Annotated in this window: 24 protein-coding genes; 15 read left to right on the top strand and 9 right to left on the bottom strand. The window is 64.2% G+C overall.

The window, feature by feature from the left end; translation table 11 throughout:
• Nucleotides 1–23 precede the first annotated feature (23 nt).
• A complete protein-coding gene (gene cyoA / locus LPW39_RS07265) occupies nt 24–1,079 on the bottom strand; it encodes a ubiquinol oxidase subunit II (protein ID WP_230772993.1) in 1,056 nt (351 codons plus the stop codon).
• Nucleotides 1,080–1,266: 187 nt separating this feature from the next.
• Between cyoA and LPW39_RS07260 the strand changes: the two genes are divergently transcribed.
• The gene (locus LPW39_RS07260) at nt 1,267–2,619 is read left to right on the top strand and encodes an MFS transporter (protein WP_230772992.1); all 1,353 of its coding nucleotides are present in this window, start codon (nt 1,267–1,269) and stop codon (nt 2,617–2,619) included.
• A 135-nt stretch (nt 2,620–2,754) separates the two neighbouring features.
• On the opposite strand, the gene LPW39_RS07255 is transcribed toward LPW39_RS07260, so the two are convergent.
• Both LPW39_RS07255 and LPW39_RS07250 read right to left on the bottom strand, forming a co-directional pair.
• Nucleotides 2,755–4,758 (bottom strand): peptidase U32 family protein, encoded by a 2,004-nt coding sequence (locus LPW39_RS07255; RefSeq protein ID WP_230772991.1) that lies wholly within the window; start codon nt 4,756–4,758, stop codon nt 2,755–2,757.
• Nucleotides 4,759–4,851: 93 nt separating this feature from the next.
• Entirely contained in the window at nt 4,852–5,580 is a 729-nt protein-coding gene (locus LPW39_RS07250) for an NUDIX hydrolase (RefSeq protein ID WP_230772990.1), read from the bottom strand.
• Between the two features lie 200 nt (nt 5,581–5,780).
• Between LPW39_RS07250 and LPW39_RS07245 the strand changes: the two genes are divergently transcribed.
• Genes LPW39_RS07245 through LPW39_RS07215 form a run of 7 tightly spaced genes read left to right on the top strand, consistent with a single transcriptional unit; the run spans nt 5,781 to nt 11,544 of the window.
• Nucleotides 5,781–6,317 (top strand): RNA 2'-phosphotransferase, encoded by a 537-nt coding sequence (locus tag LPW39_RS07245; protein WP_230773197.1) that lies wholly within the window; start codon nt 5,781–5,783, stop codon nt 6,315–6,317.
• Complete coding sequence (locus tag LPW39_RS07240; RefSeq protein ID WP_230772989.1) at nt 6,314–6,928, top strand: HAD family hydrolase; 615 nt, start codon at nt 6,314–6,316, stop codon at nt 6,926–6,928. Before LPW39_RS07245 ends, LPW39_RS07240 begins: the two co-directional genes overlap by 4 nt.
• Nucleotides 6,929–6,943: 15 nt before the next feature.
• Nucleotides 6,944–7,519: an NADAR family protein gene (locus LPW39_RS07235; RefSeq protein WP_230772988.1), complete on the top strand. Its 576-nt coding sequence runs from the start codon at nt 6,944–6,946 to the stop codon at nt 7,517–7,519.
• Nucleotides 7,519–8,454 carry an ADP-ribosylglycohydrolase family protein gene (locus LPW39_RS07230; RefSeq protein WP_230772987.1) on the top strand — a complete coding sequence of 312 codons (936 nt, stop codon included), beginning with the start codon at nt 7,519–7,521 and terminating at the stop codon, nt 8,452–8,454. Before LPW39_RS07235 ends, LPW39_RS07230 begins: the two co-directional genes overlap by 1 nt.
• 33 nt (nt 8,455–8,487) lie before the next feature.
• On the top strand, nt 8,488–8,733 hold the full coding sequence (locus LPW39_RS07225) for a hypothetical protein (protein WP_230772986.1): 246 nt from the start codon (nt 8,488–8,490) through the stop codon (nt 8,731–8,733).
• Between the two features lie 5 nt (nt 8,734–8,738).
• On the top strand, nt 8,739–10,244 hold the full coding sequence (gene tadA, locus LPW39_RS07220) for a tRNA adenosine(34) deaminase TadA (protein WP_230772985.1): 1,506 nt from the start codon (nt 8,739–8,741) through the stop codon (nt 10,242–10,244).
• A gap of 58 nt (nt 10,245–10,302) precedes the next feature.
• On the top strand, nt 10,303–11,544 hold the full coding sequence (locus LPW39_RS07215; protein WP_230772984.1) for a PLP-dependent transferase: 1,242 nt from the start codon (nt 10,303–10,305) through the stop codon (nt 11,542–11,544).
• A gap of 51 nt (nt 11,545–11,595) precedes the next feature.
• Here the strand turns inward: LPW39_RS07215 and LPW39_RS07210 are convergent, their stop codons facing one another.
• Nucleotides 11,596–12,210 carry an arylesterase gene (locus tag LPW39_RS07210; protein WP_407928805.1) on the bottom strand — a complete coding sequence of 205 codons (615 nt, stop codon included), beginning with the start codon at nt 12,208–12,210 and terminating at the stop codon, nt 11,596–11,598.
• A 76-nt stretch (nt 12,211–12,286) separates the two neighbouring features.
• Between LPW39_RS07210 and LPW39_RS07205 the strand changes: the two genes are divergently transcribed.
• The 5 genes from LPW39_RS07205 to LPW39_RS07185 all read left to right on the top strand — a co-directional run bounded on the left by LPW39_RS07205 (nt 12,287) and on the right by LPW39_RS07185 (nt 16,976).
• Entirely contained in the window at nt 12,287–13,000 is a 714-nt protein-coding gene (locus LPW39_RS07205) for an ABC transporter ATP-binding protein (RefSeq protein ID WP_230772983.1), read from the top strand.
• Nucleotides 13,001–13,290: 290 nt separating this feature from the next.
• Nucleotides 13,291–13,887, top strand: coding sequence for a phosphatase PAP2 family protein (locus LPW39_RS07200; protein WP_230772982.1), 597 nt, complete (start codon nt 13,291–13,293; stop codon nt 13,885–13,887).
• 3 nt (nt 13,888–13,890) lie between these two features.
• A complete protein-coding gene (locus tag LPW39_RS07195; protein ID WP_230772981.1) occupies nt 13,891–15,516 on the top strand; it encodes an ArnT family glycosyltransferase in 1,626 nt (541 codons plus the stop codon).
• A 113-nt stretch (nt 15,517–15,629) separates the two neighbouring features.
• A complete protein-coding gene (locus LPW39_RS07190) occupies nt 15,630–16,187 on the top strand; it encodes an NADPH-dependent FMN reductase (RefSeq protein ID WP_230772980.1) in 558 nt (185 codons plus the stop codon).
• A gap of 126 nt (nt 16,188–16,313) precedes the next feature.
• On the top strand, nt 16,314–16,976 hold the full coding sequence (locus LPW39_RS07185) for an alpha/beta hydrolase (RefSeq protein WP_230772979.1): 663 nt from the start codon (nt 16,314–16,316) through the stop codon (nt 16,974–16,976).
• Between the two features lie 9 nt (nt 16,977–16,985).
• Here LPW39_RS07185 and LPW39_RS07180 read toward each other — a convergent pair whose 3' ends face one another.
• From LPW39_RS07180 to LPW39_RS07160, 5 genes are all read right to left on the bottom strand, one after another.
• Nucleotides 16,986–17,810 carry a M90 family metallopeptidase gene (locus tag LPW39_RS07180; protein WP_230772978.1) on the bottom strand — a complete coding sequence of 275 codons (825 nt, stop codon included), beginning with the start codon at nt 17,808–17,810 and terminating at the stop codon, nt 16,986–16,988.
• 4 nt (nt 17,811–17,814) lie between these two features.
• Complete coding sequence (locus tag LPW39_RS07175) at nt 17,815–18,675, bottom strand: UDP-2,3-diacylglucosamine diphosphatase (RefSeq protein ID WP_230772977.1); 861 nt, start codon at nt 18,673–18,675, stop codon at nt 17,815–17,817.
• Nucleotides 18,676–18,692: 17 nt separating this feature from the next.
• Nucleotides 18,693–19,199, bottom strand: a complete 507-nt coding sequence (locus LPW39_RS07170; protein WP_182345356.1) for a peptidylprolyl isomerase — start codon at nt 19,197–19,199, stop codon at nt 18,693–18,695.
• Between the two features lie 68 nt (nt 19,200–19,267).
• Nucleotides 19,268–19,795 (bottom strand): peptidylprolyl isomerase, encoded by a 528-nt coding sequence (locus LPW39_RS07165; protein ID WP_021026743.1) that lies wholly within the window; start codon nt 19,793–19,795, stop codon nt 19,268–19,270.
• Between the two features lie 208 nt (nt 19,796–20,003).
• A complete protein-coding gene (locus tag LPW39_RS07160) occupies nt 20,004–20,606 on the bottom strand; it encodes a tetratricopeptide repeat protein (protein ID WP_230772976.1) in 603 nt (200 codons plus the stop codon).
• Nucleotides 20,607–20,888: 282 nt separating this feature from the next.
• Between LPW39_RS07160 and cysS the strand changes: the two genes are divergently transcribed.
• Together cysS and LPW39_RS07150 are read left to right on the top strand one after the other, a co-directional pair.
• Complete coding sequence (cysS, locus tag LPW39_RS07155; protein WP_230772975.1) at nt 20,889–22,274, top strand: cysteine--tRNA ligase; 1,386 nt, start codon at nt 20,889–20,891, stop codon at nt 22,272–22,274.
• Nucleotides 22,275–22,331: 57 nt separating this feature from the next.
• Nucleotides 22,332–22,982: a DNA-3-methyladenine glycosylase family protein gene (locus tag LPW39_RS07150; RefSeq protein ID WP_230772974.1), complete on the top strand. Its 651-nt coding sequence runs from the start codon at nt 22,332–22,334 to the stop codon at nt 22,980–22,982.
• The last annotated feature ends 3 nt before the right edge of the window (nt 22,983–22,985 follow it).

Below are 22,985 nucleotides of genomic sequence, written 5' to 3'. Positions count from 1 at the left end.
CTCTTTGAAAATTCTCGATGGGGTTACTGCGCCACGGGGGTGCCAGGCGCTTGCTCGCCCAGGGAGGCGACCACGGCAGGGGCATTGGCCACCGTGCACACGTCGTCTTCAGGGATCAGCGAAACACTCTTGCCTGCAGCTGCACGGGCCTTGATGTTGGCCATCGCATCCTTGGCCATGATTTCGTCCATGCACATCTTGCCGGCTTCAACGCAGCGGTTGAGCACGGCGTGGTACAGGGTGTTGTCAACGGTGCCGAACAGACGGACCGGATCGCGCTCGCTGGGCTTTTCCAGCTTTACGTATTCAGCACGGTCCAGGGTGGCGCCTTCGGTCTTGGCCTTTTGCACCCAGGCGTCGAAGTCGCCATTGCTCAGGCCGTGGAACTTGAAGGTCATGCCGGCAAAGCCCGAGCCGCTGTAGTGCGAGCTCATGCCCTTGTACACGCCAGGTTTGTTGATCACGGCATTCAGCTGCGTCTGCATCGATGGCATGGCATAGATCATGCCGGCCAGGTCAGGCACGTAGAAGGCGTTCATCGTAGTGGTGGCCGTCAGCTTGAAGCGGATCGGACGGTCCACGGGCGCAGCCAGTTCGTTGATGGTGGCAATGCCTTGTTCGGGGTAGATAAACAGCCACTTCCAGTCCATGGCCACCACTTCGACTTCCAGCGGCTTGACGTCAGCGGCCAGAGGGCGGTTGGCGTCAATGCGGTCCAGAGGACGGTAGGGGTCGAGCTTGTGGGTGTAGATCCAGGTCAGGGCGCCCAGCGCGATGATGATCAACAGCGGTACTGACCAGATCACCAGTTCCAGCACCGTGGAGTGGTGCCATTCTGGATCGTAGTCCGCGGGCTCATTGCTTTCGCGGTACTTGAACGCGAACAAGAGGATCAGCACGATCACCGGAACGATGATGATCAGCATCAGCAAGGTGGCGATGATCACCAGATTGCCGGATTGCGCCGCCACGTCACCCGCAGGGTTGAGAACGACGGTGTTACAGCCTGCAAGGCTGGCGGCAACCAGTAACGCCGCAACGAGCCGTGAGGGCCCGTGAAGTTTTTTCAGATCAGGCATGCGAAAGGGCACGGCAAGCGCGCTTAGGTATAAACATGGATTGCAAAATCCCCCCAAATGTAAATGCTAGAGGCAGGCCTGTCGATTGGACATTTTGTCCTACGCCCTCTCAGAAAGTACCCAGCTAGGCTCCTGGTAAAGGTACGGTCTCAGCAGGCCGGTAACAGCTTGAGGAAGGAGCTTTTGTATGAGTAGTCTCGGTTACACAGCATCTCCTGTCGGCGGCACCCCCGGTGCTGATCCCCGTTCCCGTGCCCATTCTGATGAAGATGTAACACCTGGCGAGATCGCGGTCGGCGTCATTATCGGTCGTTCGTCAGAGTATTTTGATTTTTTCGTCTTTGGCATAGCGGCGGTCTTGGTCTTTCCAAGCGTCTTTTTCCCCAACTTTTCGCAGCTCAATGGCACCTTGCTGTCATTTGCCGTCTTTTCCATCGCTTTTATTGCCCGACCGGTGGGCACCGCCATTTCCATGGCCATCCAGCGCCGTTGGGGACGTGCCGCCAAAATGACAGTGGCCCTGTTTTTGCTCGGTGTTGCCACCGTCGGTATCGCATTTTTACCCGGGTATGACGTTCTGGGCCGCACGGCCATCTGGCTGCTGGCGCTGTTCCGTTTTGCCCAAGGCCTGGCACTGGGTGGTTCCTGGGATGGCCTGCCGTCGCTGCTGGCAATGAATGCGCCCAGCAACCGCCGGGGCTGGTACGCGATGATCGGCCAATTGGGCGCGCCGCTGGGCTTTGTGCTGGCCGCAGGGCTGTTTGCCTACCTGTACAGCGCCCTGTCCAAAGCCGAGTTTCTCGACTTTGGCTGGCGCTATCCGTTTTATGTGGCCTTTGCAGTGAACGTTGTGGCATTGTTTGCGCGGCTGCAGCTGGTGGTGGGGCAGACCTATGCCCAGGCGATGCAGGAGCGAGAGCTCGAGCCCGTCAGCGTCACCCGTCTGATCGACGAGGAGGGCAGCCACGTGGCTATCGGCGCCTTTGCGGCACTGGCCAGCTTTGCACTGTTCCACCTGGTCACTGTGTTCCCGCTGTCCTGGATTTCGCTGTACTCCCCACAGCCCATCGTGCATGTGCTGCTCGTACAGATCCTGGGTGCCTTCTGTGCGGCGCTGGCGATTGTGGCCTCGGGCAAGCTGGCCGATCGCTATGGCCGGCGCAACACCTTGGGCGCGATGGCGGTGCTGATTGCGCTGTTCAGCCTGGCTACGCCCAAGCTGCTGTCCAGCGGCATAACCGGTAACAACCTCTTTATTATTGTCGGCTTTGTGCTGCTGGGCCTGTCCTACGGCCAGTCGTCCGGCACGGTCACCGCCAACTTCTCGTCCCGCTTCCGTTACACCGGTGCGGCCCTGTCTACCGACATGGCCTGGCTGGTGGGCGCCGCGTTTGCGCCGCTGGTGGCGCTGGGGCTCTCGGCCAAGTTCGGGCTGATCGCTGTCTGCCTGTATCTGCTGTCGGGCGCCGTCTGTACCTTGGCGGCCCTGGGCATCAACCGAGCACTGGAGACGCGTGAAGGCGCGGAGTTAGGCGCCTGACCGGTTTTATCAAGGGACTGTCCATTGCGGGCAGCCAGGCCAAGGATTGACCTTGGTGCCTGGACCTTGGTGAAAATAAAGCTGCAGAGCGAAGCTCTTGCAGCTTTTTTTATGGACGCTGGCAAGCAGCGGCGATCAGCTGCGCACCACCGCAGGGCGGGTGCGGTAGAACTGCATCGGAAACTCCTGCATCTCCTTGGCATGCTGGTTGATCACCGAGCGCTTCATCTTGCCCACCACATGCATCTCGCAGGGCTTGCAGTCAAAGCGCAGGGTCAGTTTTTCCTTGCCATTGATCAGCTGCAGCGGCTCGGCCTTGATGGTGCCCTTGACGCCGATGACGCCCTTGGCCTGCTTGGGGCAGAGGCTCATCGAGAAGCGCACGCAGTGCTTGGTGATCATCAGCGAGACTTCGCCTTCCTCTTCCTTGCTCTCGTAGGCCGCGTCGATCACCTTGACGCCATGCTTCATATAGAAGTCATGCGCCTTCTGGTTGAACACATTGGACAGATAAGTCAGCGTGTCTTCCGGGAAGGGCGCAGGCGGCTCCACCGGCAGCGCGCGCGGCAGGCGCACAAAGCCGGCCTCGCGGGCCGCTTCCAGCGCAGCGACGGCATCGCGGCGCAGCTGGTTCAGGGCCGAAGCCGGGATGAACCAGGGCTGGTCCAGCTGCAGACTGATGTCATGCACCGAGAAAATGGTGGCGCCAAAGCGGCCCAGCTGGTCGCGCAAGGCCGCCTCGGCCCGTTCGCTGTCGGTGGCGGGCTGGTGCGGCTGCACCAGGCTGGCGCTGCCGACAAAGCCGTCGTCATCGGTCAGGGTCAGTGCAAAGCCGTCCGGGGTCTGACCGAGCTGGGCCCAGAGGCCAATGCGGCGCTCGCTGGACTTTTTGTCCAGCGTGCGCACCCAGGCCATGTCGCGGTTGCGGTTCACTTCCAGGCCCTTGCGCAGGTCCTTGAAGCCGGCAATCGGGTCCTTGGGGAACACGCGCCACAGCGATTTCTTCGCATCCACCGATTCGGCGCGGTTGATCTGCATGCCAACCAGCTCTTTTTGCAGGTCGTAGTAGCACAGGCCATCGCCGTTGTGCAGCACAGTGTCGCGGCTGGAGGCTTCGAGCTCGACAAAGTTCTCGCCCACCTTGGTGACCCAGCCAATGGCGCGGCCCGGGGTCTTGGGGGTGTCAAAGGCGCCGATATCGTCCTTGCGGCCATTGACGAAGTAGTCGGTGAACTCGCGGTTGAAGTTCTGGTCCGGATCGGGGGTGAAGCTGAAGCTGGTGCGGCCCGAGGAGGAACGCGCCAGCGGCGCATCCGAGAACTCGCGCTCTTCGATGATCTCGTCGAGCAGCTTGCGGTAGTGGGCGGTGATGTTCTTCACATAGCCCATGTCCTTGTAGCGCCCCTCGATCTTGAAGCTGCGCACACCGGCATCGATCAGCGCGCGCAGGTTGTCGCTCTGGTTGTTGTCCTTCATCGACAGCACATGCTTTTCATGCGCAATGATGCGGCCCTGGGCGTCCAGCACCTCGTAAGGCAGGCGGCAGGCCTGGTTGCAATCGCCCCGGTTGGCGCTGCGGCCGGTGTGGGCATGGGTGATGTAGCACTGGCCCGAGTAGGCCACGCACAGGGCGCCATGGACAAAGAATTCAATCGTCGTGCGGGCCGGGTCGGTCGCGGCACGCACGGCGGAAATCTGTTTCAGATCCAGCTCGCGCGCCACCACGATCTGCGACAGGCCGGCATCCTGCAGAAAGCGGGCTTTCTCGGGCGTGCGGATATCGCTCTGGGTGGAGGCATGCAGCTGGATCGGCGGCAGGTCCAGTTCCAGCAGGCCCATGTCCTGGATGATCAGCGCATCGGCGCCCGCCTCGTAGACCTGCCAGGCCATCTGGCGTGCGCCTTCGAGCTCATCATCGCGCAGGATGGTGTTGAGCGTGATGAAGATGCGGCTGCCAAAGCGGTGCGCATGGTTGATCAGGCGCTCCAGGTCGCGGATGTCATTGCCCGCCGTGGCGCGTGCGCCAAAGGCCGGACCTCCGATATAGACGGCATCGGCGCCATGGTTGATGGCTTCCATACCGATATCGGCATCACGGGCCGGGGAGAGCAGTTCGAGTTGGTGGGGCAGGAGGGACATAGGGGCCGGATTATCTCAGGTCGCTGCCGCAGGGCTGCTGCACTGGGAGATAAGCTGACTGCCGTGTCAGACCAAGCACCAGGCCGCGCCGGTTCAGCCGCGCGGGCTGAAGGTGCGCGGAAAGATCACCGGCGCACTGCGGTCGGCCAGGCGGTAGCCCATCGCCGGGCGGTTGGAGGGCCCCTCGACATGCCCGGCCTCGCGCAGAAACTGTGCCGCCAGCATGCGGGTGCGAAAGCCACTCTTGTCCACCGGCCGGCCCAGCACCGTCTCATACACCTGCTGGAGCTGGGGCAGGGTAAAGGGCTCGGGCAGCAAAAAGGCGGGCAGCGAGGTGTACTCCACCTTGCCGCGCAGGCGCTCGACCGCAGCGCGCAAGATCTCGCTGTGGTCAAAGGCGAGTTCGGGTTCATCGCCGAGCGCATCGACCTCGAACCAGGCCACATCGGCCGCATTGGCACCCTTGGCCAGGGTCAGCGGCAGGGCCGCAATCAAGGCAAAGTAGACATGGGTGGCCGACCAGCCACGCGGATCCCGGCTGCGGCCGCCCCAACTGCCCAGCTGCTCCAGGTAGGGGCTGGCGACATTGGTCTTCTCGCGCAACTTGCGGTTGGCGCAGGCCTGCAGGTCGCTGTCCTGCGCCACATCGACAAAGCCCCCGGGCAGCGCCCACAGCCCCGGAAAGGGCTCCGAGCCGGACGCCGGGCGCTGCACCAGCAAGACCTTCAAGGCCCCATCCACCACGCTGAAGATCACCACATCCACGGTGGTGTAGGGGCGTACAAAATCAATGGGTGGGTGGCTGGCAGCGCTGGAGGCCATAAAAAACCTTGACGGATAGAAAAGCTAGTTGTATTGTACAACTCATGGAAGTTGCTCAATACAACTTGCATTGCGAGAGCAGGAGCAGGCGGGAGGCCTGCGCTCTCATCGATACATAACTACAAGAAAGCTAGATGATGACTTTTGAAAAAGAAACCGAAGAAATTCAAGACGCCCATGCCGCTGACGAGTCCGCCACCATGACCCGCCGCAGCAAGCTGCTCAGCCTGGTGTTGCGGCACAGCCCGCAGACCATTGGCCTTCAGCTCGATGCCGCAGGCTGGGCGAATACGGAAGAACTGCTCGCCTGCCTGGCCCGCAGTGGCAAAGCCATGAGCCTGGCGCAATTGCAGGCGGTGGTAGCGAGCTGCACCAAGCAGCGCTTTGCCTTCAGCGAGGACAGCAGGCGCATCCGTGCCAACCAGGGGCATTCGGTCACCGTCGAGCTGCAATTGGACCCCAGCACCCCACCGGATGCGCTCTACCACGGCACGGCGACCCGCTTTCTTGACGCGATCCTGGCGCAAGGCTTGCAACGCCAAAAGCGCCACCATGTGCACCTGTCGGCCAGCGTCGAGACGGCTAGCGTGGTAGGGCGGCGCCACGGCAAGCTGGCCTTGCTGCGTGTGGATGCGGCAGCCATGGTCGCCGATGGCCATGTGTTCTATTGCTCGGACAATGGCGTCTGGTTGACCGACGCCGTGCCCGTGGCCTACCTGCAGAGGCTGGACGCATGAGCGGCCATCGCGTATTGGCGCTGGATGCCGATGGCGTGCTGCTCGACTACAACCTGGCTTATGCCGGTGCCTGGCAGCGCGCCTTCGGCCGCCGGCCTGCCTTGCGCAATCCCCATGCCTACTGGGCAGCAGACCGCTGGGATGTCGAGCGCCTGAGTGGCGAGGCACTGCACAGGTTTCGCGCAGGCTTGGATGCGCAGTTCTGGTCCGCCCTGCCTGCCGTACCCGGTGCGCTAGAGGCTTGCCAGCAACTGGACGGCGCCGGCTTTGAGCTGGTATGCCTGACCGCACTGCCACCCCTGTTTGCCCAGGCAAGGCTGGCCAACCTGCGTGACCTCGGCTTTCCGATTGAGCGGGTGATCGCTACTGGCAGCGATGTCAGCGCCGGCAGCCCCAAGGCGACAGCGCTGGCCCAACTGCAGCCGCTGGCCTTTGTGGATGACTATTTACCGAACTTTGCGGGCCTGCCAGAAGGCATCCATGGCGCCTTGGTGCTGCGCGAACCCGATGGCAGTCCCAACGGCGGGCCGGCATTGCAACAACTGCACTCCACCCATGCCAGCCTGGCCGCGTTTGCGCACTGGTGGCTGGCGGAGAGACATGAGAACTGAGATAAGAGAATTGACATGGCACCTACCAACGACACCATCCGCTCCGTGCCCGAACTGCTCGCGCAGATCCAGGCAGGCCGTCAGCCCCGCTACCTGTTTTTCTGGGGCCACCAACCCGAGGCCGATGGCCGTGTCGGCAAGGGTTGCCTGAGCCAGTGGTTTGAGGCCGGGTTCACGGTGGAGGGCGCGCACTACCGCAGCGCCGAGCACTTCATGATGGCCGAGAAGGCACGGCTGTTTGGCGATGACGAAGCGCGGGCCAAGATCTTGCAATGCGCCAGCCCGGCGCAGGCCAAGGCGCTGGGCCGCACCGTGCGGGGTTTTGACAGCGAGCGCTGGAACGCCGCCTGCTTTGACATCGTGGTGCGCGGCAATGCGGCCAAGTTTGGCCAGAACGCAGATTTGCAGGACTACCTGCTGACGACCGGGGAGCGCGTGCTGGTGGAGGCCAGCCCGGTGGATGCCATCTGGGGCATTGGCCTGGCGGCGCAGGATGCGCTGGCCCAGCAGCCTGAGCACTGGCGTGGCCTCAATCTGCTGGGCTTTGCGCTGATGGTGGCGCGCGCGCAGCTGCGCAGCGGAGGCCAGTGATGCCGCCTACCTTGGATCGCTTTCAAGGTGCCTTGCTGGGTCTGGCCTGCGGCGATGCAGTAGGCACTGCGGTCGAATTCCAATCGCGCGGCAGCTTTGTGCCGCTGACCGACATGGTGGGTGGGGGCCCGTTCTCGCTGCGCGCGGGGCAGTGGACAGACGACACCTCGATGGCGCTGTGCCTGGCCGAGAGCCTGGTCACCAAGGGCGATTGCGACCCTGCCGACCAGATGGCACGCTATGCCAACTGGTACCAGTGGGGCTACTGGAGTTCGACCGGCCATTGCTTTGACATTGGCATGGCCACACGGGAAGCTTTGCAAAGGTTCTTGCTCACCGGCAATCCGCTGGCAGGCAGCACCGACCCGCACAGCGCTGGCAATGGCTCGATCATGCGGCTGGCGCCTGTGGCGCTGCGCTTTTGCGGCGACGAGCAGCATCTGCAGGACAGGGCAGCGCTCAGCTCGCAAACCACCCACGGCGCGGCGGAGTGCCTGGATGCCTGCCGCCTGCTGGCGGTAGCCATCAACCGCGCGCTGCAGGGCCTGCCCAAAACCGAGGTGCTGGCGCTGTCCGATCTGCCGCTGGCCAGCCCCCAGCTGCAGCAGATTGCGCAAGGCCGGTACCTGGGCAAAGGCCGAGAGGACATTCAGGGCTCGGGCTATGTGGTGCGCAGCCTGGAGGCGGCCTTGTGGTGCTTTGCCCGGCATGACTGCTTTGCGGACGCGGTACTGGAGGCCGCGAATCTGGGTGACGATGCCGACACCACGGCGGCCATCACCGGCCAGATAGCCGGCGCTTTTTGGGGCGAGCAGGGCATACCGCAACACTGGCTGCAGCGCCTGCATCTGGCCGATGAGATCCGCGCGCTGGCCGTGCAGCTGTGGCAGGCCAACCAGGGCCTGCCGGCCATTGGCTGCGATGCCGCGCGATAATCAGACCCGCATACGGAATGGAGGAAGGATGCTATGCGGGCTGTATTGGGTTTGGCAGGGTTGCTGGTGGTGATGGCGATTGTGGCGCTGCTGATGAAGCAGAACATGGGCGTGACAGTGGCGCCCGCACCCGCCGCCGGGGAAGGCGTGTCCGTGCCGCAGATCGACACCAGCAAGGATGTGAATGCACAAAGCCGCCAGATCCAGCAGCAGGTGCAGGAGCAGCTGAACCAGGCGCTGCAGCAGGATGCACAGCGCCTGAAACAAGCCGAAGAGTGACAGCAATGGCTGACAGCCTCGTCCCCACCGGCACTGGCGGCCAGCTGCCCCCCCAGCCTGGTGATGCGCACTGGATGGGCGCCGCGCTGGAGCAGGCGCGCGCTGCGGCGCAGGCGGGCGAAGTGCCCGTGGGTGCCGTGGTGGTGCGCGATGGGCAGATCGTGGGCCGGGGCTTTAACCACCCAATTGGCGCCCATGACCCCAGCGCCCATGCCGAGATCGAGGCCCTGCGCAATGCGGCCAAGCGCCTGGGCAATTACCGGCTCGATGGCTGTACCTTGTATGTCACCTTGGAGCCCTGCGCGATGTGCGCCGGCGCCATCTTGCATGCGCGGCTGGACCGCGTGGTCTGGGGCGCTGCCGAGCCGCGCACCGGCGCGGGGGGATCGGTGCTGGACCTGTTTGCACAGGCCGCGCTGAACCACCACACCGCCGTGACCGCTGGCGTGTTGGAGGACGAGGCCGCAGCGCTGCTGACGGCTTTCTTCGGCCAGCGCCGCGTGCAGCAAAAGCAGCAGGCGCTGGCCAGCCACCCGCTGCGCGACGACGCACTGCGCACCCCCGATGCACTGTTTGCCCCGGCACTGGATTGCGGCTGCCCCAGCTGCTTTTACAGCGACTGGCCGGCCTTGGGCGGACTGCGCCTGCATGCCAAAGACAGCGCGGGCCAGAACCCTGCGCCATCGGACGCTGCCCGGCAATGGCTGCTGCTGCCCGGCCTGCCGGCACAGCAAGGCCTGTTCCGCGAACTGGCAGCCGGCCTGGCCGCGCGGGGTGACCGTGTTGTGGCCCCGGATTGGCTGGGCCTGGGGCGCAGCGACAAGCCCAAAAAGGACCAGCGCCTGGGCGATGCGCAGCAGCTGGCGATGCTGCAAGACCTCATCCAGCATTTGCATCTGGGTGGCGAACAGGGGCTGGTCATCGTCGCCCATGGCGATGCTGCGCGCCTGGCCCAGGCGCTTGTGTTGCAGCAGGCTGCGCTGGGCAAGCCTGTGCAAGGGCTGTGGCTGATCAACCCGCCCAACGCCGCAGCGCCCAGTGCCGACTACCGGCTCTGGCTGGAGCAGGTGGCGCGCAAGCCGGCGCTGGATATTGCCGCCGCACTGGGCCGCAGCGCTATGGGTGACGAGATGGATGCGGACCGCCAGCAATGGGCAGCGCAGTTCCCCGACAAGGGCTACCGCGCCGGCCTGCGCGCCTGGGCGCGTGATGCCTTGGCGGGGCTGGATGCCCCCGTTATGGCGCCGGCTGCATCGGCGCAAGCGCTGCCTGTTCTCGTCAGCCTGGGCGAGCAAGCCCGCTGGTGGCCAGCGCCAGCGGATGGACTTGATGCCTGGCTGGCGGCGGTCGCTACAGCGGCTGGTAGCGCCGGGCCGCTGGCTTGGCAGCGCTGCGCAGGCGGCGACTGGCTGCCTCTGCAAAACAGTGCGGCGCTGCTGCAGGCCAGCGGCTTCTTTGAGGCGGGTGCCAAGCCCGCAGCGCTGGGCTTGGTGGCGGCGGCTTTGCGCTGAGCCTATCTGCTGCACAATAGCCCGCAGCTGTTCCGTTTTCTGACCGACTTTTTTTGCTATGAGCTCCACCCCCAAAAACCAGGCACCGATCACCGGCATCATCCACCACCCTTATGCGCCAGATGCGCCTTTTGCAGCGCCGCAGCCCGGGGTGTTCAAGGCATCGAGCGTGTTCTTTCCCAACGTGGCGGCGATGCGCAGCTGGGACTGGAAGGACAAGAGCGCCTTCACCTATGGCCTGCACGGCACGCCCACCACCTACATTCTGGAAGAGCGCATTGCCACCCTGGAAGGCGGCAGCCACTGCGTGCTGGTGCCCAGCGGCCTGGCATCGATCTCGGTGATTGGCCTGGCGCTGCTCAAGAGCGGTGACCATGTGCTGCTGCCCGACAACGTCTACGGCCCGAGCAAGGGCTTTGCCGAGAGCGAGCTGCAGCGCTTTGGCGTCAGCATCGGCTACTACGACCCGATGCGGGTGGAGCACTGCGCCAGCCTGATCCAGGACAACACCCGCCTGGTCTGGCTGGAGGCCGCTGGCTCAGTCAGCATGGAGTTCCCCGATCTGGTGGGCCTTGTGCGCCTGTGCCAGCAAAAAGGCATTGCCACGGCGCTGGACAACACCTGGGGTGCCGGCCTGGCCTTCAACTGCTTTGACCTGGATGGCGATGGCAGCTACCGCACGGGCGTGGATGTGTCGGCGCATTCGCTCACCAAGTACCCCAGCGGCGGCGGTGATGTGCTGATGGGCTCGATCGTGACCCGTGATGCCGCTGTGCACCGCAAGGTGCAGGCCACGCATATGCACCTGGGCCTGGGCGTGGGGGTGAACGACATCGAGACCGTGCTGCGCAGCCTGCCCAGCCTGGCGCTGCGCTACCACGCGCAAGATGCGGCGGCCCGGCAGCTGGCCGCCTTCATGGCCGAGCAGCCCGGCGTGGTGCAACTGCTGCACCCGGCCTTTGCCGGATCGCCAGGCCATGCGCATTGGCAGCAGCTTTGCGGTGCTGGCGCGGTGGCGGGCAAGCAAGGTGCTGCCGCCGGTCTCTTCAGCGTGGTGATCGATCCGCGCTACAGCCAGCAGCAGATCGACCTGTTCTGCGAGAGCCTGCGCCTGTTCAAGCTGGCCTACAGCTGGGGCGGCCCGATCAGCCTGGTGGTGCCCTACAAGATTGGCAGCATGCGCGCGCTGACCGAGTCGCAGTTGCAGCCGGGCACGGTGGTGCGCTTCTCGATCGGGCTGGAAGATGTGAACGACCTGCAGCAGGATTTGGCGCAAGCGCTGCAAAAAGCCTTTGGCTAAGCGGTAGCGCCTAACCCATGAATGCCGCCCGCATTGCGCTGGCGGCATTTTTTATTTCATCAGCTTTTGCAGCTCGGGCCAGACATTGGCCAGCAGCTGCGGGTGGGCGCTGGCCAGCGGGTGGATGCGGTCGGCCTGGAAGTTCTTTTCAGAATCGGGTACGTCGGCCACGCCATGCAGCAAGAAGGGCACGACAGCGGTTTTCTTCTCGCGCGCCAGGGTGGTGAAGACCTGGGCAAAGTCTGTGGTGTATTTGGTGCCGTAGTTGGGAGGTACCTGCATGCCCAGCAGCAGTACCTGGGCGCCGGCCTTTTGGGCGCTGTCCACCATGGCAGCCAAGTTGGCCTGGGTGCTGGCCAACGGCAAGCCGCGCAGCGCATCATTGGCACCGAGCTCCAGCACGACGATGCCGGGCTTGTGCTGCGTCAGCAACTGGCCAAAACGGGCCCGGCCGCCGGCGGTGGTGTCGCCGCTGATGCTGGCGTTGTGCACTTGGTAATGGGCGTTTTTGCTTTGTTCGAGCTTGTCCTGCAGCAGCGCCACCCAGCCTTTTCCGCGTGCGATGCCGTATTCGGCGCTGATCGAGTCGCCCACGACCAAAATCGTGGCAGGCGCCTGTGGTGCAGCAGCCTGTGCTGTAAAACCTATAGCGATAGAGGACATCATTGACAACGCTACGATGCTGCGCAGACACCGGCGTCGCGTGACGGGTGTTCGATCATTGGAGGAAAGATTGGTTGTCATGACAGATGCAGTGCTTTCTCAATCGCAGGCGCCTGAGGCGGTGTTGGTGGCCCAGGGCCTGGGTAAATCGGTCTCGGATTCGACCGGCAGTTTGACCATTCTGCGTGATGTGGACTTTAGCATCGCCCAAGGTGAAACCGTAGCCATTGTCGGTGCATCGGGCTCGGGCAAAAGCACCTTGCTGTCGATCCTGGCCGGCCTGGACACGCCCAGCGTGGGCACGGTGCGGATTGCAGGCCAGGACCTGTTTGCGCTGAGCGAAGACGACCGGGCCGCGCTGCGTGCGCGCACGATGGGCTTTGTGTTTCAGAACTTTCAATTGATGGGCAATTTGACGGCGCTGGAGAACGTGATGCTGCCGCTGGAATTGGCCGGCCAGCGCGATGCCCGCAAGCAGGCGACCGCCATGCTCGAGCGCGTGGGCTTGGGCCAGCGCCTGTCGCACTACCCCAAGCTGCTGTCGGGTGGCGAGCAGCAACGCGTGGCACTGGCCCGCGCCTTTGTGGTGCAGCCTGCCGTGCTGCTGGCAGACGAGCCCACCGGCAGCCTGGACTTTGCCACCGGCGAAGCGGTGATGCAGCTGGTGATGGACCTGAACCGTGAAGCGGGCACCACCCTGGTCATGGTTACGCATGACCGCGCCATAGCTGCCCAGTGCCAGCGCGTCATCACCATCGCCGCCGGCGCGGTCGTGCAAGACAGCCGGATTTAAATTCGTTATCGCTTTTTCCATGCATTTAGGATCCTCTGCAAAACCCTCGCCAAGCGGGATGGACGCGGATCGGGATGAGGCGCAAGGCGTCTTTTGCAGTCGAGCCGTAGCTATTGACAAGGAAGACAACGCAGCGGATCGCCCGAGCCCGCGTTCAGACCACGGCAGGGAGTTTTGCAGAGGATCCTTAAGACATCGGTAAGCTCCGCCCGCGACAGTGCCAACCTACAGAGTGCGCTGTTGCCGGGTGAACACCCATCCAGACCGGCCTTCTGCGTGAGAGGTTTGCGATGGAAGCATTGAATCTGCAATGGTTTGCATGGATGGCCGGGGGCTTTGCACCGACGGCCTGGGTGTTGGAGTTGGCCCGATGGCTGGGCATGGACGGCGTTGCGCTGGCAGGCGCCGCGCTGCTGTGGCTGTGGTGGACGCGACCGGCGGACCGCCTGTACCTGCTGGGCAGCATGCTGTGCTGCGCCGCTGCCGTGCTGCTGGCGCATCGGCTCGCTATTGGGCTGGGGCATCCGCGCCCCTTCGTGATGGGGCTGAGCCCCGCCTATATTGACCATGCCGCCCGGGGCTCACTCCCGAGCGCACATGCCAGTGCACTGTTCACCCTGGGCTTTTGCCTGCTGTTGCTGCGGCAACTGCGCCTGGGTGGCGCCGCCATCGTGGCCGTGGCGCTGGCCGTGAGCTGGGGCCGGGTGTATTGCGGCGTGCACTTTCCGCTCGATATCGCAGCGGGCGCTGCGCTGGGCGGGGTGATTGCGCTGCTGTACGGCTGGCTGTGGCGGCATGCCGGGCCGGTGGTGCAAGACCCGGCAGAGCCCACGCTGCAAGATGCTGCAGCGCCACGCGCCTCATCGCAAGCGGCATCGCTGGAGTAGGGCATGAGCAGTCTTGCTTCTACGCGCGCGGCGCCTGCCCGCTTTGCCTGGGCAATCGAGGCCCGCATGGCGGTCTTGGTGGCAGTATGGCTGCTGGCGCTGGCCTGGGTACGGCCGCTCAGCGATCCGGATGAGGGGCGCTATGCGGTGGCGGCCTTGCAGATGCTGCGCAGCGGCGACTGGGTGACGCCGGCGCTCAACGGCCTGCCGTTTTTCCACAAGCCACCGCTCTACTACTGGCTGGCAGCCACGGGCTTCCAGGTCGCGGGCGTGCATGAATGGGCGGCGCGTCTGCCGTCGCTGCTGGGCGCATGGCTGGCGGCCATGTCCTTGTTGGTCTTGCTCAAGCGCTATGCCAGCCAGTCGGTAGCCGTCGCTGCTGTCGTGGTGCTGGTCACCATGCCCTATACCTATATGGCGGCGCAATACGCCAATATGGACATGCTGTTGGCCGGCTGCCTGACCGCCTGCATTTGCAGCGCCGCGATGGCGACCCTGGAGGCGCGCCAGGCCAACGGCCGCATCCGGGGCATGGCCTGGATGGGCTGGTTGGCTGCGGCCGGCGTCTGGGCCGGGCTGGGCTTTCTGGCCAAGGGCCTGATTGCGCTGGTGCTGCCCGGCATGGTCTGGGCCATCTGGCTGGTATGGGATCGGCGCTGGCGCCAATGGTGGCTGCCTTTGCATGCAGCGGCATGGCTTCCGGTGCTGCTGATTGCCGGCCCTTGGGTGGTCATGGCGCAGCAGCGCCACGACGGCTTTTTCCACTACTTTTTTGTGACCCAGCACTTTCAGCGTTACACCGGCAGCAGCTTCAACAACCCCCAGCCCTGGTGGTTCTATGTCGCCGTGATCGCGCTGGCCGCTTTGCCCTGGACCGGCTGGGCACTGGCTGCCGCCTGGCGCAACTGGCGCAACTGGCGGCGCAAGGCCGTTGCCGGATCGCCGGCACTGCAATCTGCACGGCCCGCTGCGCAGCCCTTGGTGCAGAGCCTGGACCGGCTGATGCTGGTCTGGTTTGCGGTCATCGTGCTGTTCTTCTCGGTGCCGCACAGCAAAATCGTGGGCTATGTGCTGCCTGCGCTGCCGCCGCTGGCCTATGCGGTGGTGCGCCTGGTGCAGGCCGCTGGCTGGCAGCGCTGGGGCCGGCACGCGGCTGCCCTGGCCGCGCTGTTGTGTGTGGCCTTAGCGATGGTGCTGGGCACGGTGGCCGTGCCTGCCAAGGCCCAGTGGCGCGCACTGCGCAGCCTGCCGGTGCAGTCGGCAGACCGGCTGGTGATGCTGGAGCACCTGTACTACGAAGTGCCTTTTTACCTGCCCGCGATGGCTGACCCGCTAGTGGTGGACGACTGGCGCAGCGAAGGCCAGCAAGCCGACAACTGGAAGAAGGAACTGAGCGATGCTGCGGAGTTTGCGCCGCAACTGGGCAATAGTCTCTTGCTGGATGCGCCGGGCTTGCAGGCCTATGCCTGCGCGCACCCGCAGCAGCAGCTGTGGGTGGTGGGCAGCAGCGATGCGGCCCAACGCCAGATGCCATCGGTGGCGGCTGCTGTACCAGCCCTGCACCTGGGCAGCACCCAGGTCTGGCAGTTGCAGGCGGGCCAGGCTTGCGGCAAGGGCGCAGCGCAGTAAGTCATAGCGCGGCCATGGCCGCGCAATTCGCCTTGGCCTACATCGGCGGTCACAAACCAGGGGTATAACCAGAGGCTTTCATCCTTTGGCATGTCCTGAAAGTGAGAATGACCGTGGCAAAACCCCAAATTGGCGTGATCGTTGGCAGCAACAGCAAGACCTCGATCAATAAGCAACTGGCGCATGGCCTGGTGAACCTGGTGCCGGACCAGGCAGACTTCGAGTTCCTGGACCTCAGCGCGCTGCCGTTCTACAACCGCGACGACGATGCGGACGCCTACCCGGCAGCGTTTAGCGCTTTCAAAGACAAAGTGCGCAGCAAGAACGGCATCCTGTTCGTGACGCCCGAGCACAACCGCTCGGTGCCGGCCTACCTGAAAAACGCGCTGGACGGCGCCAGCCGCCCTTATGGCAGCGGCGCATGGAATGGCATCCCGGCCGGCATCATCGGCACCTCGACCGGTGGCCCGGCAACGTCGATGGCCCAGCAGCATCTGCGCAATATTCTGGTGTTTCTGGACATGCCGGCGATGGCGCAGCCTGAAGGCTTTATCCGCTGGACCGATGGCCTGGTCAGCGCCGATGGCAAGGTGGCCGAGGCTAGCGAAAAGTTCTTGCGCAACTACATGGAGCGCTTTCTGGCCTGGGTGGCGCTGCACCCGAAGAAGTAAGCCATCGGCGCTGGGTACGGGGCACCAGCAACGGTGCCCCAGCCACCGCATGGCGTTTGCTGTGGTTCCCGCCATGGTTGCCAAGGCTGCGGTACGATGCAGCCAATTTTTTTGAGCAGGGCTGCCATGTTGAACCTCCCCCTTCACCACCTGTACCGCGCCGCTGCGCCGGATACCCCTGCACCCTGGCTGCTGGTGCTGATGCATGGCGTGGGCAGCAATGAGCAGGATCTGTTTGGCCTGGCGGGCATGGTGCCACCGGCTTTCCATGTGCTGAGCCTGCGCGCGCCCTATACCCTGGGCCCCAGCAGCTATGCCTGGTTCCAGTTTGGCGTGAACCCCGATGGCAGCCGCACCATCGACACCGCACAGGAAAAAGCCAGCCGCGCGCTCGTCGCCCAGACCTGTGCCCAGGCGGCCCAGGCCTTGCAGATTCCTGCCGAGCGGGTGGTGGTGGGTGGTTTCAGCCAGGGCGGCATCATGTCGCTGTCGGCGCTGCTGACCCAGCCGCAGCTGCTGCAGGCCATCATGGTGTGGCACAGCCGCCTCTTGCCCGAGATGGCCGCCGAGCAGGTAGCCCCGGCGCAGCTGGCCGGGCGCCAAGCCTGGATCAGCCATGGCACCGCCGACAATGTGATTCCGCTGGCGCAGGCCCATGCGATTCGCGCAGCGCTGCAAGCGACGCCTGTGGACCTGGCTTACCACGAGTACCCCTGCCGCCATGAGCTGCACCCGCAAGAGCTGCAGGACAGCATCGCTTGGCTGCAGGCGCTGACGCAGCGCGTCTAAGGTCGGTATTTAGCCCGCGTCTGGCCGGAACAGCCCGGCCAGCATGCGGTCGAGCTGCGGCCATTCCTGCGCGAAGTGGCTGCGGTTGACAAAGAAGGCCTCGCAGGCCACCGCAAAAAACTCGGCCGGTGCCGTGGCGCCATAGCTGTCCAGCCATGGGGCGGGCTCGCCAAAGCGCTGGGCTTTGGCAATCGCATGGCGAAAGGCATCAAAGGCCGATGCCCAGGTGCGCTCCCAGGTCTGGCGTGCTTCAGCGGCGCTGGTCAGGCCCAGAAAATGGCCGGGCAGCGACGGGTAGCCATCGGCACCGCCATTGCGCATATCGATCTTGTGGCAGAACTCGTGGATGACGACGCTGGTGCCGCGCTCGTTTTGCTGCAGCGGGTCTTGCGCGATGGCCGCCCAGCTTAGGGTGACAGGGCCATGCTGCATGGCTTCGCCTTCGAGCATCATGCGCCGGTGCGAGATAAGGCCCGCCTCGTCATGCATATCTCTGGCGGCCACCATGGTGCCAGGGTGTACAACGATGCCGACAAAATCATCGTAGAGGGCGATGGCCTGTTCTGCGTCGCCTCGGTGCAGCAGCGGCACGCAGGCCTGCGCGGAAATGGTCAGCGCCATCGCATCGCTCACCACCAGGCCATGGGCGCCAGAGAACTGCTTTTGGCGCAGAAACAGAGCGCTCAAGGCGCGCAGCTTGGCTTTTTCCTCCAGCGACAGCGCTTGCAGGAAAGGGTATTTTTGCAGCACCTGCAGCCACAGGGCGGCAGGGATTTCGGGCACGGGGCGCGCCAGTGCGCGCAGGCGTGACCAGGTGCGGTGCAGCCAGGCCATGGGATCAGCGGGCGCCGGGCTGCGGCGGCCGGGCCAGGTAGGCGTCCAGCGCGATGCGCTGCAGGCCGGCGGCATCGATGCGCAGCACTTCGGCGCGGGCGGGCTCCAGGTCGGTGTCCCAGTCGCTCAGCACCACACGCTGGTGGTCGGCATCCACGGAGTGGCTGGCAGGGCGGTGGGTGTGGCCGTGGATCAGCGTAGGCGCCTGGGCCTGCTGCAACCAGGCCAGGGCGGCCTGGGTGTCTACATCGGCGGTGATGACCTCGCGCATGCGGCGCGCCTCGCTCTGGCTGCGCATGGCGCCTGCCAGTTGGCGGCGCTGGGCCAGCGGCTGGGCCAGAATCTGCTGCTGCCAGGCGGGGCTGCGTGCCACCGCACGAAAACGCTGGTACTCGCTGTCTTCTACGCACAGCGCATCACCATGGCTGAGCAGCCAGCGTTGGCCCAGAAATTCCAGGCAACTGGGATCCGGCAGCAATTGCATGCCGCTGCGCTCGGCAAACTGCGCGCCGATGAGAAAGTCGCGGTTGCCATGCATGAAGAAGAGGGCGCGCTGGCCACTGGCCTCGCGCAGGGTCTGGGTGCAGGCCGCTTCAAAGCTGTCTGCCTCGTCGAGCGCATCGTCGCCGACCCAGGCTTCAAACAGGTCGCCCAGCATGAAGATCGCATCTGCGGTACTGGCTTGCAGGTAGCGCTGCCAGCTGTGCCAGGTCCGTGGCAGCTGGGGTTGTAGATGCAGATCGGAGATGAATTCGATGCTGCGCCAGGCGGGGGGCGCAGCGAAGGCATGGACTGCCGTGGTGGCCAACTGGGCGCGCAGCGCCTCATGGGGGTCTGCGGCACGAGGGTTGGTCGGGCTGTCCATGCAAATGGTGGCGCCTATTACAGGGCCACAGCCTTTTCGATCAGCACTTCTTCCTTAGGCACGTCTTGGTGCATGCCCTTGGAGCCGGTCTTGACGGCCTTGATCTTGTCGATCACGTCGTTGCCCTTGACCACCTTGCCGAACACGGCATAGCCCCAGCCGCTAGGCGTGGGCGAGGTGTGGTTCAGGAAGTCGTTCTTGGCGACGTTGATGAAGAACTGGGCGGTTGCCGAGTGGGGGTCGCTGGTGCGGGCCATGGCTACGGTGTACTGGTCGTTCTTCAAGCCGTTCTGGGCTTCGTTTTGAATCGGAGCCTGGGTGGACTTCTGGTCCATGCCCGATGCAAAGCCGCCGCCCTGGATCATGAAGCTGTTGATCACGCGGTGGAAGATCGTGCCGTCATAGTGGCCGCTCTTGACGTAGCTCAGGAAGTTCTCGGTGGACTTGGGGGCTTTGTCTGCGTCGAGTTCCAGCGTGATCACGCCGTAGTCTTTGATATGCAGTTCAACTTGTGGATTGCTCATGGTGTGTTTCCTGTTGAGAATGGTGGGAAGGGCGCCGCTGGCCCGGTTGAGGCTAGCGGCATAGCCATTTACTTGACGACGGTAGCCGACTTGATGATGACCGGGGTCTTGGGCACGTTCTGGTGCGGGCCGGCATTGCCGGTTTGCACCGCCTTGATCTTGTCGACCACATCATTGCCGCTGACCACCTTGCCAAACACTGCATAGCCATGGCCATCGGGGTTGGGGGCGTTCAGCGAATCGTTGTTCTGCACATTGATGAAGAACTGCGCGGTGGCCGAATCGGGCACTGCCGTGCGGGCCATCGCAATGGTGTAGGTGTTGTTCTTGAGGCCGTTGTTGGCCTCCAGCGGGATGGGCGAGCGTGCGGGCTTTTGCTGCATGTCGGGGGTGAAGCCACCGCCCTGGATCATGAAGTTGCCGATCACGCGGTGGAAGATCGTGCCGTCGTAGAACTTGTCGTTCACGTACTGCAGGAAGTTGGCCACCGTCTTGGGCGCTTTTTCTGGATTGAGTTCCACCACGATGTCGCCCATCGAGGTCGCCAGTTTCACGCGGGGCTGGTCAGCCGCCTGCGCAGCGCTGGTCAGCAACATGCCGCCGGCCAGTGCCAGGCCGCCCAGAATGGAAAGAGTGTGTCGTTTGGTAGGCATCGGTTTCCTCTGTCGTTGAATTCGGTAGATGGCCAGCACAGGGCGCTGCGGAGTCCGCGAGGCATCCTGCGCTGCGCGCAAATCATGGGCGTTGCAGGGTGTGTGTTGCACCGAGTTGAGGGCCAACGGTGCAAGATTCAAGGCAAGGCCTTTACTTTTTTGCGTCGGGCGCCGCTGCCGGGGCAGCCGGCGCGGCCGCAGCGGGTGCTGCAGCAGCTGCAGGCTGGGCCCGGGTTACCAAGAGGCGCAGGCTGCTGATCTTGGGTTGCAGCCGCGCTTGCTGGGTGGGCGCCAGGCTGCTGGCCTTGCTCAGCGATTGCTCGGCCAGGCGGATATAGATATCGCCCAGGTTCTCATAGGCGGTGGCATAGCCGGGGTTGGCCCGCACGGCATCTTGCAGTGCGCGGCTGGCCTTTTCCAGCTGGTTGTTCTGGGCGTAGAGCACGGCCAGGTTGTTGTAGGGCTCGGGCAGCTCGGGGTATTCCTGCACCAGTTTCTCGAACGTGGCCGTGGCGTCGTCGCGCTGGCCGGCATTCATCTGGGCCACACCCTGCAAAAAGCGCCATTGCGGGTCGCGCGGTTCTTGCTGGATCTTGGGCTCCAGCTGCTCCAGGGCCAATGCGGTCTGGCCGGACTGGATCAGCTTTTCCACGGCCGCGTATTCGTCCGCATAGGCGGCGCCGCAGTTCAGGGCAAGCGCCAGCAAGGCGGCGCGGGGCATCAGGGGGGAGAAAAGGCGACTGACTAACTTCATAGGGTTCGGGCGCGCTGGGCGCGTGCAAGTGGCCTGCAGGCTTATACTGCAGCGCATTGTAGCTGAGGGGGCTGGCGCCCCGGAACGACGGGCGGCCATGGTTTGCAGGGCATGGTGTCGGGCATCAGCTACCATACACGGTTCGGCGGTTCCTGCCGGGCGGCCGTGCCCGGGCAGGCGCTTTCCAACCCGTGCCCCAGCCTCTTTCCAGAGGCTGGACGCGGAACGGGGCAGGGCGCCAGGCGTCTTTCCCTCTCTCAACCACAACCACGCTAATTTTTCATGAGTTTGCGCATCTACAACACGCTTTCGCGTGCGCTGGAGTCATTTGTTCCGATTGAGCAGGGCCATGTCCGCATGTATGTATGCGGCATGACGGTCTATGACCTCTGTCATCTGGGACATGCGCGCTCGATGCTGGCGTTTGATGTGGTGCAGCGCTGGTTGCGCGTCAGCGGCCTCAAGGTGACCTATGTACGCAACGTCACCGACATTGAGGACAAGATCATCCGCCGCGCCGTGGAGAACGGCGAGACCATCCGCAGCCTGACCGACCGCATGATCGAGGCCCTGCACCAGGATGCCGATGCGCTGGGCATCGAGCGTCCCACGCATGAGCCCCGTGCGACCGAATACGTGCCGCAGATGCTGTCCATCATCTCGCAGCTGGAAGAAAAAGGCCTGGCTTACCGCACCGAAGGCGGCGATGTGAACTATGCCGTGCGCAAGTTCCCGGGCTACGGCAAGCTGTCGGGCAAGTCGCTCGATGAGCTCAATGCCGGTGAACGCGTGGCCGTGCAGGACGGCAAGGACGATCCGCTGGATTTTGTGCTGTGGAAGAGCGCCAAGCCGACCGAGCCCGACGAGGCCAAGTGGCAAAGCAGCTATGGCACGGGCCGGCCGGGCTGGCACATCGAGTGCTCGGCGATGAGCTGCGCGCTGCTGGGCGAGACTTTTGACATCCACGGCGGCGGCGCCGACCTGCAGTTCCCCCACCACGAAAACGAGATTGCCCAGAGCGAAGGCGCACACGACAAGCAGCTGGCCAAGGTGTGGATGCACAACGGCTTCATCAACGTCGACAACGAGAAGATGTCCAAGTCCCTGGGCAATTTCTTCACGATCCGTGATGTGCTCAAGCGCTACGACGCAGAAACCATCCGCTTCTTTGTGGTGCGCACCCATTACCGCAGCCCGCTCAATTACAGCGATGTGCATTTGGACGATGCCCGCAATGCCCTGAAGCGCCTCTACACGGCGCTGAGCTTGGTAGCGGCTGACCCGGTCGCCATCGACTGGAGCCACCCAAACGCAGCGCGCTTCAAGGCGGCGATGGACGAGGACTTTGGCACGCCCGAAGCGGTGGCCGTGTTGTTTGAGCTGGCTGCCGAAGTCAACCGCAGCAAATCGCCTGCGGTGGCGGGGCTGCTGAAGGCACTGGCCGCTACCCTGGGCTTGCTGCAGGCCGACCCTGCTGCCTACCTGCAAGCGGGAGCCACCGTGGATGCCGCCTATGTGGAGGCGCAGATTGCCCTGCGTGCCGCAGCCAAGGCGGCCAAGAACTACGCCGAATCCGACCGCATCCGCGCCGAGTTGCTGGCCCAAGGGGTGGAGCTCAAGGATTCTGCGCAGGGCACGACCTGGACGGTAGTGCAGGCAGGGGCCTGATGCGCGCTGTGGATGAGGTGAATCTGTCCCTGGCGTTGACGCGGTCCGTCTAGCCCGATGCCTGGTATCAGCAACAAACCGCTGTCAGCGGAAGACTGGGCCGTCGCCTGCAAACACCTGGCCCGCAAGGACCGGGTGATGCGCCGGCTCGCGCCGCTCTATGCCGGCGAGATGCTGCGCCGCGAGGCGGACGGCTTTGCGCTGCTGATGCGCTCGGTGGTCTGGCAGCAACTCTCGGACAATTCGGCGCGCCAGCTGTGGAAGCGGCTGGTGGCAGCGCTGGGCGCAGCCACGCCCAAGGCCATGCTGGCGCTGACGGACGAGGCCGCCAAGGCCATCCGCCTGCCGCAGCGCAAGCTGGGCTATCTGCGCGATCTCGCCCAGTGGTTTGTGCAGGAGCCCAAGGATGCGCTGTCCTGGGTGCATGTCGACGATGATGCCGTCATCGAGCAGCTGCTGGCGCAGCGCGGCATCGCACGCTGGGGCGCGGAGATGTTTCTGCTGTTCCATCTGGGGCGGCCCAATGTGCTGGCCATCGACGACGCAGCGCTGCTGCAGGGCATCAGCGACCATTATTTTTCGGGCGAGGCCGTCAGCCGCAGCGATGCGCGCGAGGTGGCCCAGGCCTGGCAACCCTGGGCCAGTGTGGCGGCCTGGCTGATCTGGCGATCCCAGAATGCCATGCCACTGGGGCAGGATGCAGATTGATCT

This window comes from Comamonas koreensis (assembly GCF_021026195.1).
GTDB lineage: Bacteria > Pseudomonadota > Gammaproteobacteria > Burkholderiales > Burkholderiaceae_C > Comamonas > Comamonas koreensis.
The sequence above is the reverse complement of the archived record's forward strand: the minus strand, read 5'-3'. Positions and strand labels throughout refer to the sequence as shown.

Bases quoted from the DNA above. Each gene is read 5' to 3' on its own strand.
- cyoA (WP_230772993.1), bottom strand. From the start codon at position 1,079: ATGCCTGATCTGAAAAAACTTCACGGGCCCTCACGGCTCGTTGCGGCG.
- LPW39_RS07260 (WP_230772992.1), top strand. From the start codon at position 1,267: ATGAGTAGTCTCGGTTACACAGCATCTCCTGTCGGCGGCACCCCCGGT.
- LPW39_RS07255 (WP_230772991.1), bottom strand. From the start codon at position 4,758: ATGTCCCTCCTGCCCCACCAACTCGAACTGCTCTCCCCGGCCCGTGAT.
- LPW39_RS07250 (WP_230772990.1), bottom strand. From the start codon at position 5,580: ATGGCCTCCAGCGCTGCCAGCCACCCACCCATTGATTTTGTACGCCCC.
- LPW39_RS07245 (WP_230773197.1), top strand. From the start codon at position 5,781: ATGACCCGCCGCAGCAAGCTGCTCAGCCTGGTGTTGCGGCACAGCCCG.
- LPW39_RS07240 (WP_230772989.1), top strand. From the start codon at position 6,314: ATGAGCGGCCATCGCGTATTGGCGCTGGATGCCGATGGCGTGCTGCTC.
- LPW39_RS07235 (WP_230772988.1), top strand. From the start codon at position 6,944: ATGGCACCTACCAACGACACCATCCGCTCCGTGCCCGAACTGCTCGCG.
- LPW39_RS07230 (WP_230772987.1), top strand. From the start codon at position 7,519: ATGCCGCCTACCTTGGATCGCTTTCAAGGTGCCTTGCTGGGTCTGGCC.
- LPW39_RS07225 (WP_230772986.1), top strand. From the start codon at position 8,488: ATGCGGGCTGTATTGGGTTTGGCAGGGTTGCTGGTGGTGATGGCGATT.
- tadA (WP_230772985.1), top strand. From the start codon at position 8,739: ATGGCTGACAGCCTCGTCCCCACCGGCACTGGCGGCCAGCTGCCCCCC.
- LPW39_RS07215 (WP_230772984.1), top strand. From the start codon at position 10,303: ATGAGCTCCACCCCCAAAAACCAGGCACCGATCACCGGCATCATCCAC.
- LPW39_RS07210 (WP_407928805.1), bottom strand. From the start codon at position 12,210: ATGATGTCCTCTATCGCTATAGGTTTTACAGCACAGGCTGCTGCACCA.
- LPW39_RS07205 (WP_230772983.1), top strand. From the start codon at position 12,287: ATGACAGATGCAGTGCTTTCTCAATCGCAGGCGCCTGAGGCGGTGTTG.
- LPW39_RS07200 (WP_230772982.1), top strand. From the start codon at position 13,291: ATGGAAGCATTGAATCTGCAATGGTTTGCATGGATGGCCGGGGGCTTT.
- LPW39_RS07195 (WP_230772981.1), top strand. From the start codon at position 13,891: ATGAGCAGTCTTGCTTCTACGCGCGCGGCGCCTGCCCGCTTTGCCTGG.
- LPW39_RS07185 (WP_230772979.1), top strand. From the start codon at position 16,314: ATGTTGAACCTCCCCCTTCACCACCTGTACCGCGCCGCTGCGCCGGAT.
- LPW39_RS07180 (WP_230772978.1), bottom strand. From the start codon at position 17,810: ATGGCCTGGCTGCACCGCACCTGGTCACGCCTGCGCGCACTGGCGCGC.
- LPW39_RS07175 (WP_230772977.1), bottom strand. From the start codon at position 18,675: ATGGACAGCCCGACCAACCCTCGTGCCGCAGACCCCCATGAGGCGCTG.
- LPW39_RS07170 (WP_182345356.1), bottom strand. From the start codon at position 19,199: ATGAGCAATCCACAAGTTGAACTGCATATCAAAGACTACGGCGTGATC.
- LPW39_RS07165 (WP_021026743.1), bottom strand. From the start codon at position 19,795: ATGTTGCTGACCAGCGCTGCGCAGGCGGCTGACCAGCCCCGCGTGAAA.
- LPW39_RS07160 (WP_230772976.1), bottom strand. From the start codon at position 20,606: ATGAAGTTAGTCAGTCGCCTTTTCTCCCCCCTGATGCCCCGCGCCGCC.
- cysS (WP_230772975.1), top strand. From the start codon at position 20,889: ATGAGTTTGCGCATCTACAACACGCTTTCGCGTGCGCTGGAGTCATTT.
- LPW39_RS07150 (WP_230772974.1), top strand. From the start codon at position 22,332: ATGCCTGGTATCAGCAACAAACCGCTGTCAGCGGAAGACTGGGCCGTC.